We start from the raw sequence: 12,905 nt of genomic DNA, 5'->3' as shown, positions 1-12,905 counted from the left end.
CGGAAATTCGCTGGCTATAATGCGCGGCGAAATTTCCGGGGCTCGGACGTTAATGTTGAAGTTTTTCTACACCTTCCTGCTGGTGCTTGGCACGGTCTACGGACCGGCTGCGCGTGCGGAATCGGTGCTGTTCCTGAGCCCGGGCACTACTCAGGAAGCTTTCTGGGTCAGTTATGCGCAATTCATGCAGGCCGCCGCCCGGGATTTGGGGGTTGACCTGCGAATTCAGTACGCCCAGCGCATGCCCGAACTCACGGTGGCGCAAGCGCGTCTGGCTCTGCAAGGTCCGGATCGCCCGGACTATCTGATGTTCGTCAATGAACAGTATGTCGCCCCGCAGATCCTGCGCCTGGCCCAGGGCAGCGGGGTAAAGCTGTTCATGGTCAACGCCTCGCTGACAGCCAACCAGCAGAGCCTCTTGGGTGAGCGCCCGGACCAATTGGGCAGCCTGGTGCCCAACGACGAGGAGGGCGGTTACCTGATGCTCAAGGAACTGATCCGTCAGCATCCACCGGCAACCCCCGGCAAACCTATCGAGCTCTTGGCATTCTCCGGCCTGAAAATCACCCCGTCCGCGCAATTGCGCGAGCAAGGGATGATGCGCGCCCTGGCCGAGCATCCCGAAGTGCGTTTGCGCCAATTGGTCTACAGCGGCTGGACCCGGGACCGCGCCTATGAGCAGGCCAAGCTGTTGTTCCGGCGTTATCCGCAGATCTCTCTGGTGTGGTCAGCCAATGATGAGATGGCATTTGGTGCGATGCAGGCGTATTCGGAAACCGGTGGCGTACCAGGCAAGGATGCTTTGTTCAGCGCGGTCAATACCTCGCCCGCTGCGTTGCAGGCGAAAGTCGATGGCAGATTGAGCGTGTTGCTGGGCGGGCACTTCACGTTGGGCGGCTGGGCATTGGTGGAATTGCACGATCTGGATCGGGGCGTGGACCTCGACCAGTATGGAGGCCGGGACAGGCAGATCCCGTTGCTGCAGCTGGTGAACAACGCAACTGCCAAACGGATTCTGGCCATGGGTGATTCGCCGGAATATAGCGTGAATTTCCGTCAGATGTCGGCCAAGGGGCGGCCGACCTCTTATCGCTACCCGTTCAGCCTGCAAACGCTGATGCGTTAAACCCCGGCCAGATGCAGCACCAGTTGCACGATGCCGTACAGGGTCAAGGCAAACACTGCCGTGAACAAAATTCCCAGAATCACGAAATGACTCGGTTTGCCGTGGGTGAAGTCCCGGGCCCGGTTCTTCCCGCTCTGCACCCCGAACGCCGCCGCCATGACGCTGTGCAGCATCTGCCAGAAGCTCGGCGGCTTGTTGTCGACTGGATCGTCCATAAACCCCTCGTCACGTGTGTGTGAGCCGTAAGCATAGCCCTACGGCCAGCACAAACAACTGTGGGAGCAGGCTTGCTCGCGAAGAGGCCGTTTCCAGACGACATTGATGTCGCCTGATACACCGCTTTCGCGAGCAAGCCCGCTCCCACAGGGGATATGTGTTTGTCAGTAGGATTTGCTGGCACGCATCACCAAAGTGGCGCAGCACTGGTCGCCCTGGTTCAACTCTCTCCCGAACCCACCCCATTACAAATGTGGGAGCGGGCTTGCTCGCGAAAGCGGTGTATCAGCGACATCAATGTTGGCTGACACGGCCTCTTCGCGAGCAAGCCCGCTCCCACAAGGGATTATTGCCAGCCACACATTTTGTGGCCAACCGGGCTGCTTAGTTGTCGTACCCGAGATTAGGGGCCAACCAGCGCTCGGTCACGCTCAGTTCCTGACCTTTGCGCGAGGTGTAGCTTTGCACCTGATCCTTGTCGATCTTGCCCACGGCAAAGTACTGAGCCTGCGGGTGAGCGAAGTACCAGCCGCTGACCGCCGCCGCCGGGAACATTGCGTAATGCTCGGTAAGGAACACGCCGCTGCGGCCGGCCTTGAACTCTTCAGCTTCCGGATCCAGCAGTTTGAACAGCGTGGACTTCTCGGTGTGATCCGGGCACGCCGGGTAGCCCGGAGCAGGGCGGATGCCGGTGTATTGCTCTTTGATCAGCGCCTCGTTGTCGAGCGTCTCGTCCTTGGCGTAACCCCAGTAGTCTTTACGGACCTGTTGGTGCAGCCATTCGGCGCAGGCTTCGGCCAGTCGGTCGGCCAGGGCCTTGACCATGATCGAGTTGTAATCGTCGCCAGCGTCCTGATAAGCCTTGGCCACTTCTTCGGCGCCGATGCCGGCGGTGGTGATGAACCCGCCCACGTAGTCGGTCACTTCACTGTCCTTCGGCGCGACGAAGTCGGCCAGGGAGAAGTTCGGCTTGCCATCGGTCTTGATGATCTGCTGGCGCAGGTGATGCAGCTTGGCAATCGCCTTGCCGTCATCGCCATAGACTTCGATGTCATCGTCGCGCACCTGGTTGGCCGGCCAGAAGCCGAACACCGCACGGGCACTGATGAGTTTTTCATCGATCAGCTTGGCGAGCATTTCTTGGGCATCGGCGTACAGCGAGGTCGCGGCTTCGCCGACCACTTCGTCCGTGAGGATGCGCGGGAATTTGCCCGCCAGGTCCCAGGAGATAAAGAACGGCGTCCAGTCGATGTACTCGGCCAGCACCTTGAGGTCGATGTTGTCCAGCACCCTGGAGCCGGTGAACGTCGGTTTGACCGGCGCGTAGGTGCTCCAGTCGAACTGCGGCTTCTTGGCGATGGCGGCCGGGTAGCTCAGGCGTTCGGTGCGCGCGCTGCGGTTGGCGGTGCGTTCGCGAACGTCGATGTATTCCAGGCGGGTCTTCTCGACAAACGCCGGTTTCAGTTCCTTGGACAGCAACTGCGTCGCCACGCCCACGGCGCGGGAAGCGTCCGTCACGTAGATCACCGCATCGTTGCTGTACTTCGGTTCGATCTTCACCGCCGTGTGTGCTTTGGAGGTGGTTGCGCCACCGATCATCAGCGGCAGGTGGAAGTCCTGACGCTGCATCTCACGGGCGACGTGGACCATTTCGTCCAGCGAAGGCGTGATCAGGCCGGACAGGCCGATGATGTCGCACTTCTGCTCCTTGGCCACTTGCAGGATTTTTTCTGCCGGGACCATCACGCCGAGGTCGACGATGTCGTAGCCGTTACAGCCCAACACCACGCCGACGATGTTCTTGCCGATGTCGTGCACGTCGCCTTTTACCGTTGCCATCAGGATCTTGCCCTTGGCTTCCGGCTTGTCGCCTTTCTCCAGTTCGATGAACGGAATCAAGTGGGCCACGGCCTGTTTCATCACGCGGGCGGATTTCACCACCTGGGGCAGGAACATTTTGCCGGCGCCGAACAAGTCGCCGACGATGTTCATGCCGGACATCAGCGGACCTTCGATCACTTCGATCGGGCGCGCGAACGACTGACGCGATTCTTCGGTGTCTTCAACGATGTGCGTAGTGATGCCCTTGACCAGCGCATGCTCCAGACGCTTGTTGACTGGCCAGCCGCGCCATTCTTCGGTCTCGGCTTCCTTGACGCTGCCGTCGCCCTTGTACTTGTCGGCAATGGCGAGGAGGGCGTCGGTGCCATGCGGAGTGCGGTTGAGCACCACGTCTTCAACGGCGTCGCGCAGCTCTTGCGGGATCTGGTCGTAGATTTCCAGCTGGCCGGCGTTGACGATACCCATGGTCAGGCCGTTGCGGATCGCATACAGCAGGAACACCGAGTGGATCGCCTCACGCACCGGGTTGTTGCCACGGAACGAGAACGACACGTTGGACACGCCACCCGAGGTCAGCGCGTACGGCAGTTCGTCGCGGATGTAGGCGCAGGCGTTGATGAAGTCCACAGCGTAGTTGTTGTGTTCTTCAATGCCGGTGGCCACGGCGAAGATGTTCGGGTCGAAGATGATGTCTTCCGGCGGGAAGCCGACTTCGTTGACCAGAATGTCGTAGGAGCGTTTGCAGATTTCTTTCTTGCGCGCTTCGGTGTCGGCCTGGCCGGCTTCGTCGAAGGCCATCACGACCACTGCGGCGCCATAGCGCTTGCACAGTTTGGCGTGGTGAATGAACTGCTCGACGCCTTCCTTCATGCTGATCGAGTTGACGATGCCCTTGCCCTGGATGCATTTCAGGCCGGCTTCGATCACTTCCCATTTCGAGGAGTCGATCATGATCGGGACGCGGGAGATGTCCGGCTCGCCGGCAATCAGATTGAGGAAGGTCACCATGGCCTTCTTCGAATCGAGCATCCCTTCGTCCATGTTGATGTCGATCACCTGGGCGCCGGCTTCGACCTGCTGCAGGGCGACTTCCAGGGCTTCGGTGTAGTTGTCTTCGCGGATCAGGCGGGCGAACTTGGCCGAACCGGTGATGTTGGTCCGTTCGCCGACGTTGACGAACAACGAGCTGCGATCGATGGTGAATGGTTCCAGGCCTGAGAGGCGGCAGGCCTTGGGGATCTCTGGAATCTGACGCGGCGCGTAACCGGCCACGGCTTTGGCGATGGCTTCGATATGGCCCGGCGTGGTGCCGCAGCAGCCGCCGACAATGTTCAGGAAACCGCTTTGAGCGAATTCCTCGATGACCTTGGCGGTGTCCACCGGCAGTTCGTCGTATTCACCGAATTCGTTCGGCAAACCGGCGTTCGGGTGTGCGGAAACATGAGTGCCGGCCTTGTTCGACAGCTCTTCCAGGTACGGGCGCAATTCGCTGGCACCGAGGGCGCAGTTCAGGCCGACCGAGATCGGTTTGGCGTGGGCCACGGAGTTCCAGAACGCTTCGGTGGTCTGGCCGGAGAGGGTGCGGCCGGAGGCATCGGTGATGGTGCCGGAGATCATGATCGGCAGCTCGATGCCCAACTCTTCGAACACGCCTTGTACGGCGAAGATCGCCGCTTTGGCGTTCAGGGTGTCGAAGATGGTTTCGATCAGGATCAGGTCGGCGCCGCCTTCGATCAGGCCCTTGGTGGATTCGGTGTAGTTCTCCACCAACTCATCAAAGGTCACGTTGCGGTAGCCGGGGTTGTTCACGTCCGGGGACAGCGAGCAGGTGCGGCTGGTCGGGCCCAGTACACCGGCGACGAAGCGCGGCTTGTCCGGGGTTTCCAGGGTCTTGGCGTCGGCGACCTTGCGGGCCAGGCGTGCGCCTTCTACGTTTAACTCATACGCCAGGCCCTGCATGCCGTAGTCGGCCAGGGAAATCTGGGTGGCGTTGAACGTGTTGGTTTCCAGAATATCGGCGCCGGCATCCAGGTAGGCTTTCTCGATACCGCCAATCACATCCGGGCGAGTCAGCACCAACAGGTCGTTGTTGCCTTTGACATCGCTTGGCCAGTCAGCAAAGCGTTTTCCACGGTAATCCTGCTCTTCGAGCTTGTAGCTCTGGATCATCGTGCCCATGCCGCCATCGAGAATCAGGATGCGCTCTTTGAGGGCGTGCTTGAGAGCTTGAAGGCGAACACTGCGATCGGACATTTGGACTACTCGGAAAGACCATGACGAAGGGGCGGGATCATAGCAAACCTGTGCGCTTTTAGAGCATCAACCGGTTTTGCATGAATATCGTTCATGTTGGTGTGGGTGCCTGACCGGTAGAATCGCCGCGATTTTTCAGGATTGAGACCAGGGATATGTCGTATCGCGTCATCACCAGCATTTTCATGCTGCTTTTAAGCTGGGGCGCCGCTGCGCAAGGTCCGTCCATTTCCTCTGCGATTTCCTACAGCCGCGACATTCAACCGATCTTTACCGAAAAGTGCGTGGCCTGCCATGCGTGCAACGATTCTCCCTGCCAGCTCAACCTGGGCAGTGGCGAAGGGGCGGCGCGTGGCGCGACGAAAGTCCCGGTCTACGACGGCGACCGCAGTACCGCTGCGGCCCCGACCCGGCTTTTTTTTGACGCGTTCGGCAAGCATGCCTGGCAACAGAAGGGCTTCTATCCGGTGCTTGACGCTCAAGGCAGTCAGGCTGCGTTGATGGCGCGGATGCTCGAACTGGGCCATAAAACCCCGTTGCAACCCAATGCCAAATTGCCGGAAGACATCGTTCTGGGTCTGAACCGGGAAAACATGTGCGCCATGCCGGCGGAATTCGACGGCTACGCCAGTTCGCATCCCAAAGAGGGCATGCCGCTGGCGGTCACGGGCCTGACCGATCAGCAATACCAGACACTGCAACGCTGGTTGGCGTCGGGAGCGCCGATCGATGAGCAGGCGCTGATGCCGAGCGCGAAAGAAGCGCTGGAGGTGGTGCAATGGGAAAACCTGCTCAACGCGCCCGGTTCCCGGCAAAGCCTGGTGGCGCGCTGGTTGTTCGAGCACTGGTTTCTGGCGCACATCTACTTCAAGGACGGCGAGCCTGGGCACTTTTTCCAGTGGGTGCGCTCGCGTACGCCCACCGGCCAGCCGATTGACCTGATCAACACCCGCCGCCCGAATGACGACCCAGGCACTCAGGTGTATTACCGCCTGTGGCCGGTGCAGGGTGTGATTGTGCAGAAAACCCACATCACCTATCCGCTGAGTGCAGCGAAGATGGCGCGGATCAAAAGCCTGTTCTATAGCGGCAACTGGCAGGTCAACGCCTTGCCGGGCTACGGGCCGGAACGCCGGGCCAATCCGTTCGCTACCTTCGAGGCGATTCCGGCGCAGGCGCGCTACCAGTTCATGCTGGATAACGCCGAATACTTCGTGCGCACCTTTATTCGTGGCCCGGTCTGCCGTGGCCAGATTGCTACGGACGTGATCCGCGATAACTTCTGGGCGTTGTTCCAGGCCCCGGAACATGACCTCTATATCATCGACCCGAACTACCGCGGCCAGGCCACGCCGTTGCTGGCCATGCCGGGGCAGAACGATGACGTCGGCAGCGTCTTGAGCCTGTGGCGTGACTACCGCGACAAACGTAACGAGTACGAAGCACTGCGCCGGGACAGTTACGCAGAATCACCTGCGCCGAGTTGGTCGACCTTGTGGGCGGGCAATGACAACGCGCTGCTGAGCATCTTCCGCCACTTCGACAGTGCTTCGGTGAACAAGGGCCTGATCGGCGATGTGCCACAAACGATGTGGCTGTTCGACTTCCCGCTGCTGGAGCGCACCTATTATCAGCTGGCGGTTAACTTCGACGTGTTCGGCAACGTGTCCCACCAGGCCCAGACCCGCCTGTACTTCGACCTGATCCGAAACGGCGCCGAGCAGAACTTCCTGCGCCTGATGCCGGCCGATTCGCGGGACGGCTACCTCGACGATTGGTACCAGGACGGCGGCAAGTTCAAGATGTGGCTGGATTACGAGGCCATCGACGACGACACACCAACGGCGCTCAAGCTCGACGAGAAAGACCCCAAGCGCGACTTCGCCCAGCAGTTGCTCGCCCGTTACGGCGATCTGAATGCCACGCCCGATCCGATCAACCGCTGCGACGGCGCGTATTGCTCGCGACCGAACATCGACCCTGACCTGCAGAATGCCGAACAGGCGCTGAGCAGCCTGACCTCGCGGCCAGCGGCTGGCCTAAGGGTCATCGACCAGTTGCCGGAAGCGACGATGTTGCGCATCGAAACGACGGGCGGCAAACGCGAGGTCTACAGCCTGCTGCGCAACCGGGCGCACAGCAACGTGGCGTTCCTGGTCGGTGAGTCGTTGCGTTATCAGCCGGGGCTCGACACGTTGACGATTTTTCCGGGGGTACTCAGCAGCTACCCGAACTTCATGTTCAACATTCCGGCCGACCAAGTGCCGGCCTTCGTAGAAGCGATGGAAAACGCCAAGGACACCGACAGCTTCGAGAAAATCGTCGAACGCTGGGGGATTCGCCGCAGTCATCGGCAATTCTGGTTCTATTTCCACGATCTGAGTCGCTATGTCCACGAGACCGATCCAATGGAAGAGGGCGTGCTGGACATGAATCGCTACGAAAACCTCTGACTCCCCGCAATCCAATGTGGGAGCGGGCTTGCTCGCGAAGGGGGCGTCACATTCAGCAAATATGTTGATTGATCTGACGCCTTCGCGAGCAAGCCCGCTCCCACAGGGGATCGGTGTTTCTTTCCCGACAAAAATACTAGGACTTTGTGCGGCGCGTTGATTGGCGTAAACTGCGCCCAAGCCTGCGAGGAGTTTCCATGACCGCTATAACCATTACCGACGCCGCCCACGATTACCTGGCTGACCTGCTCTCCAAGCAGAACACCCCGGGTATCGGCATCCGCGTCTTTATCACCCAGCCTGGCACCCAGTACGCCGAAACCTGCATTGCCTACTGCAAGCCGGGCGAAGAAAAACCTGAAGACACGGCGCTGGGGCTCAAAAGCTTCACCGCTTACATCGACTCGTTCAGCGAAGCCTTCCTGGACGACGCGGTAGTCGACTACGCCACCGACCGCATGGGCGGCCAGCTGACCATCAAGGCGCCAAACGCCAAAGTACCGATGGTCAACGCCGACAGCCCGGTCAACGAGCGCATCAATTACTACCTGCAAACCGAGATCAACCCGGGGCTGGCGAGCCACGGCGGTCAGGTCAGCCTGATCGATGTGGTCGAAGACGGCATCGCCGTGCTGAAGTTCGGTGGCGGTTGCCAGGGCTGCGGCCAGGCGGACGTGACCCTCAAGGAAGGCATCGAGCGCACGTTGCTTGAGCGTATTCCTGAGCTCAAGGGCGTACGTGACGTGACTGACCACACGCAGAAAGAAAACGCCTACTACTAAGGTGTTCGCTGCGACATGAAAAAACGGCACCCGTGAGTGCCGTTTTTTTATGGGTGAAATTCACTGCTCCCTTCGCGAGCAAGCCCGCTCCCACATTTGATTTTTGTCGTACACAACATGCGTGTTCGCAGGAGATTCAATGTGGGAGCGGGCTTGCTCGCGAAGAGGCCCTATGGGCGATAGAGATGCGCATGCCCCGCGCGATACAGCGACGACTCGCTGAACTGATCACTCCCCAACACCCGACCTACCAAAATCAACGCCGTACGCCGAAACCCCTTGGCTTCAACCTTCCCGGCAATGTCCTCAAGCGTCCCCACCACCCAATCCTGATCCGGCCACGTCGCTCGGTGGATCACCGCAATCGGGCAGTCCGCGCCGTAATGTGGCAGCAGTTCAGCAAGGATTTTTTCCAGATGATTCACGCCCAAATGGATGGCCATGGTCGCCCCATGCTGCGCCAGGCTGCCCAGTTCCTCGCCCGCCGGCATCGCGGTCTTGTCGGCGTAGCGGGTCAAAATCACGCTTTGTGAGATGTCCGGCAAAGTCAGTTCAGCCCCTAAAAGCGCTGCACACGCCGCGGTGGCCGTCACGCCAGGAATGATTTCAAACGGAATGTCGAGTTCGCGCAGGTAGCGAATCTGCTCGCCAATCGCGCCATACAGACTCGGATCGCCGGAATGCACCCGCGCCACGTCCTGGCCGTTGGCGTGGGCAGTTTTGATCAGATCAATGATCTGTTCCAGGTGCAATTCGGCGCTGTTGACCACCTGTTCGGCACGATGGCCTTCCAGCACGGCTGCCGGCACGAGGGAGCCGGCATAGATGATCACCGGGCAGCTGCGAATCAGCCGTTGGCCTTTGACCGTGATCAGTTCCGGGTCGCCGGGACCTGCGCCAATGAAGTAGACGGTCATCGTCGTTTCCTGTGAAAAAAGAGGCTGGGCAACGCTTCAGATGAAGATTGCTCATGATCGAAGGCGCGATTATCGGGGATTTTACGCAGTGCCGGCCAACGCCAAGGTTGCTTGCGCATATTTTTGTCGGGGGATCAGCAGTTTTGCCGGTGCCTGATTCTGCTGTTCGGCGAGTGCCAGGGCGGCACTTTCCGCTACGCCGTAGCAGCCAGTGCGTTCGAACGCGATGTCGGAACGATGACTGAGTCTGGATTGATATCCGGCCAACTGTTCACTGTTGAAGAACATCAACGGCAGTGCGAGTTGTTCCGCAAGTTCGATCAGGCCAGGCTCATCGCGCTTCAGGTCAATGCTGGCGAGTGCCTTTATTTGGTGAAGCCCGATTTGATGAGCCTGCAGTGCCTGATCAAGCAATGCCCGCAGCGTGCTGGCGGGGCAGCCGCGCTGGCAGCCCAGGCCGACCACTAACGTCGGCGCTGTGCTGGCATCGGTCATGCGTGGTATTGGCCATCGCTTTTGCGGCGGAACAACCAGGCACTGATCAGGCCCAGGGCCAGCCAGAACGCCACGTTGGTCAACTGCGAAGCGATTTTGAATTGAGACTCCAGGGCTTGCGGCGCGAGCATCGAATGCACTTCCGGTTGTGGCGCGCCGATCACGTGCGGAACGGCCAGAATCGCCACGCCCAGCACTTTCATCAGCCAGTGACGGCTGAACACAATCAACGCAATGCCGACAGCGGTTGAAGCGGCAGTGCCGATCCACCAGATCTGCCGTTGCGCCAGATCCGCCGCAGCGGTGCCCGGCAGTTCAGGCGGCAGGCCCAGGGTCGGTGCGAGGACAAATGTTGCATAACCGGCCAGACCCCACAACAGACCTTGAGCGGTGCTGTTGGGTGCGCGCAAGGTGTAGAGGCCGGCGAGCATCAAGGCGAAACCAACGGCCACCACCAGATTACCGCCAGTGGTCGACAACACGCGCTGCCAGCCGTCTTGCGGCTCCCAGGCTTCGGCGTCGTGGGTGTGTGCGGCCATGGCGCCGTCGGCGTGTTCATGGGGTTGAACCACCGCCGGCTCGGCTTTCTCGTAGGTTTCCGCTTGAAGAATCAGCGGTGCGACCCAGAAGCTTTGCAGCAAGGTCAGCAGCAGGGCGGCCAGCAGCCCCGTAAACCCTGCGGTTTGCGCAATACGCTTGATCATGTCGTCAGCTCTCAATGGCACGGGAACGCGGAGCTGTGACGGGTATCGTGTGCGGCGTTGTGCACCGCTTCGATGTGCGAGAAACCGGCGAAGTACACCAGGCACGCGCCCAGGATCGACGCGCAGATGGCGACGGTCAGGCGTTGAGTCAGGGTGGAAGTGGTGCTGGTGGTTGTGTGGCCGGTGCTGCTGATGATCGACATGGCGCATCCCTCTGGTCTGTCAGCGGGTGATATAGAGCGCATGGAAAACCCCTGCGAGCCGGACACGCAGACGTTCAAACAGCGCCCGCCCACCGCGGGTTTGTTGTTCAGTGACCGTAACGGTCACTTTGTGTTGCGGGCCGGTCTCCGGGCTCACGAGGGGCGCAGGCTTTCGCCTTGACCTGCAAGCATCACCTTCCCATACCGAACTGCTGGCACAGTGGATTTGATGCTTCGCTCGCTTACCGTTGCGGGGGCAGCACCGGACTGACATGGCTTTGAGTAAAGCACATGATTCACCGGTTTCCCGTTTCACCCTGTGAAGGGCACCCGTAACAAGATGCGTAGGAGAGCATGGGTGGGGGATTCGCGTCAATTGGCAAGGGTTCTCAACTCGAAACCGAGGGGCTCCTTTCGCGAGCAAGCCCGCTCCCACATTGGAGCGCGGTCGAATGTGGGAGCGGGCTTGCTCGCGAAGGGTGCGCCGCCGATCTCATGTGAACATTGACCCGCCCCAGCGCGATGCGTAGCCTTGCGCTTTCGAGGTTCTTCGGCGTTTGCCGAAGCTAAGAAGGGAACGCGGTCAATGCCGCGGCTGCCCCCGCAACTGTGAACGGTTCAGTTTCTGCCATGCCACTGCATGCGCCAGCCATGGCGCGAGCGGGAAGGCGCAGAAACCGCCAGTCAAACGACTGGCCAGCCGTCAGCCAGGAGACCTGCCTCGACACAGATTCTGACTTTCAACCGGGCGGGGTGATCCGGTGGCGAAATCTTCCGCGCAGCGTGTGCTGCAGCGGTCGTCGTCCCGTATGCCCGCCACCTTGCCAAAGGGCATCCGATGAAAACACTGGCCAAACTCCCCGTCACCATCGTTACCGGCTTCCTCGGCTCGGGCAAAACCACCTTGCTGCGGCACATGCTCGACAACGCTCAGGGCCGTCGCATTGCGGTGATCGTCAACGAGTTCGGCGAGCTGGGCATCGACGGCGAAATCCTCAAGCAGTGCTCCATCGGCTGCACCGAAGAAGAAGCCAACGGCCGCGTCTATGAACTGGCCAACGGCTGCCTGTGCTGCACCGTCCAGGAAGAATTCTTCCCGGTGATGCGCGAACTGGTGGCCCGTCGCGGCGGCCTCGATCACATCCTTATCGAAACCTCGGGCCTGGCCCTGCCCAAGCCGCTGGTCCAGGCTTTCCAGTGGCCAGAAATCCGTAGCGCCTGCACCGTTGATGCCGTTATCACGGTGGTCGACAGCCCGGCCGTTGCCGCCGGCACCTTCGCCGCGTTCCCGGATCAAGTCGACGCCCAGCGCAAACTCGACCCGAACCTTGACCACGAATCGCCGCTGCACGAGCTGTTCGCCGACCAACTGGCCAGCGCCGACCTGGTGATCCTCAACAAGGCCGACCTGATCAGCCCTGAAGACCTGGCCCGCGTGCGCCTCGAAGTCGCCGAAGAACTGCCGCCGGCGGTGAAAGTCATCGAAGCCAGCAGCGGTCGCCTGCCGCTGGACGTGTTGATCGGCCTGTGCGCAGGCTCCGAAGAACACATCGACAGCCGTCACAGCCACCACGACCATCACCATGAAGGTGAAGACGGCCATCACGATGAGCATGACCACGACGCATTCGACTCGATCTCCATCGAACTGCCGCAAGCCGACGAAAGCCTGCTGATGGACGCGCTGACGCAACTGGTGGTCAAGCACGGCATCCTGCGCGTCAAAGGTTTCGCCGCGATCCCGAACAAGCCGATGCGTTTGCTGATTCAGGGCGTGGGCACGCGTTTCGACAAGCACTTCGACCGTCAGTGGGGCGCCGAGGAAGCGCGCACCACGCGCCTGGTATTGATTGGCCAGGAACTGGACGCTGCGCAACTCGAAGCGCAATTGCGCGCCGCGCTCAGCGTTTAAGC

The 12,905-nt window shown here is 60.5% G+C and carries 10 protein-coding genes and 2 riboswitches; of the genes, 4 read left to right on the top strand and 6 right to left on the bottom strand.

The genetic code is table 11. From position 1 onward, the window contains the following. Nucleotides 1–52: 52 nt before the first annotated feature. Nucleotides 53–1,126, top strand: coding sequence for an ABC transporter substrate-binding protein (locus BK660_RS02135; protein ID WP_123431861.1), 1,074 nt, complete (start codon nucleotides 53–55; stop codon nucleotides 1,124–1,126). Here the strand turns inward: BK660_RS02135 and BK660_RS02130 are convergent. Then, a complete protein-coding gene (locus BK660_RS02130; RefSeq protein ID WP_123431860.1) occupies nucleotides 1,123–1,341 on the bottom strand; it encodes a DUF2970 domain-containing protein in 219 nt (72 codons plus the stop codon). The genes BK660_RS02135 and BK660_RS02130 overlap by 4 nt on opposite strands. A gap of 385 nt (nucleotides 1,342–1,726) precedes the next feature. Further along, on the bottom strand, nucleotides 1,727–5,437 hold the full coding sequence (metH, locus tag BK660_RS02125; protein ID WP_123431859.1) for a methionine synthase: 3,711 nt from the start codon (nucleotides 5,435–5,437) through the stop codon (nucleotides 1,727–1,729). Nucleotides 5,438–5,592: 155 nt separating this feature from the next. On the opposite strand from metH, the gene BK660_RS02120 reads away from it, so the two are divergent. Beyond that, nucleotides 5,593–7,890, top strand: a complete 2,298-nt coding sequence (locus BK660_RS02120) for a fatty acid cis/trans isomerase (protein WP_123431858.1) — start codon at nucleotides 5,593–5,595, stop codon at nucleotides 7,888–7,890. Nucleotides 7,891–8,087: 197 nt separating this feature from the next. After that, nucleotides 8,088–8,672 carry a Fe-S biogenesis protein NfuA gene (nfuA, locus tag BK660_RS02110; RefSeq protein ID WP_007946504.1) on the top strand — a complete coding sequence of 195 codons (585 nt, stop codon included), beginning with the start codon at nucleotides 8,088–8,090 and terminating at the stop codon, nucleotides 8,670–8,672. A gap of 170 nt (nucleotides 8,673–8,842) precedes the next feature. Here the strand turns inward: nfuA and cobM are convergent, their stop codons facing one another. From cobM to BK660_RS02090, 4 genes are all read right to left on the bottom strand, one after another. Continuing rightward, nucleotides 8,843–9,589 carry a precorrin-4 C(11)-methyltransferase gene (gene cobM / locus BK660_RS02105; protein WP_123431857.1) on the bottom strand — a complete coding sequence of 249 codons (747 nt, stop codon included), beginning with the start codon at nucleotides 9,587–9,589 and terminating at the stop codon, nucleotides 8,843–8,845. 81 nt (nucleotides 9,590–9,670) lie between these two features. Next, nucleotides 9,671–10,084, bottom strand: a complete 414-nt coding sequence (locus BK660_RS02100; RefSeq protein ID WP_123431856.1) for a cobalamin biosynthesis protein — start codon at nucleotides 10,082–10,084, stop codon at nucleotides 9,671–9,673. Continuing rightward, complete coding sequence (locus tag BK660_RS02095; protein ID WP_123431855.1) at nucleotides 10,081–10,788, bottom strand: CbtA family protein; 708 nt, start codon at nucleotides 10,786–10,788, stop codon at nucleotides 10,081–10,083. Before BK660_RS02095 ends, BK660_RS02100 begins: the two co-directional genes overlap by 4 nt. 11 nt (nucleotides 10,789–10,799) lie before the next feature. Beyond that, on the bottom strand, nucleotides 10,800–10,991 hold the full coding sequence (locus tag BK660_RS02090; RefSeq protein ID WP_123431854.1) for a CbtB domain-containing protein: 192 nt from the start codon (nucleotides 10,989–10,991) through the stop codon (nucleotides 10,800–10,802). 121 nt (nucleotides 10,992–11,112) lie between these two features. Further along, a riboswitch (cobalamin riboswitch) is annotated at nucleotides 11,113–11,340 on the bottom strand. Nucleotides 11,341–11,517: 177 nt separating this feature from the next. After that, a riboswitch (cobalamin riboswitch) is annotated at nucleotides 11,518–11,729 on the top strand. A 100-nt stretch (nucleotides 11,730–11,829) separates the two neighbouring features. Here BK660_RS02090 and cobW point away from each other — a divergent pair. Continuing rightward, nucleotides 11,830–12,903, top strand: a complete 1,074-nt coding sequence (gene cobW, locus BK660_RS02085) for a cobalamin biosynthesis protein CobW (protein WP_123431853.1) — start codon at nucleotides 11,830–11,832, stop codon at nucleotides 12,901–12,903. Nucleotides 12,904–12,905 lie beyond the last annotated feature (2 nt).

Origin of the sequence: Pseudomonas brassicacearum, assembly GCF_003732265.1 — a bacterium.
Lineage (GTDB): Bacteria > Pseudomonadota > Gammaproteobacteria > Pseudomonadales > Pseudomonadaceae > Aquipseudomonas > Aquipseudomonas brassicacearum_D.
The sequence above is the reverse complement of the archived record's forward strand: the minus strand, read 5'-3'. Positions and strand labels throughout refer to the sequence as shown.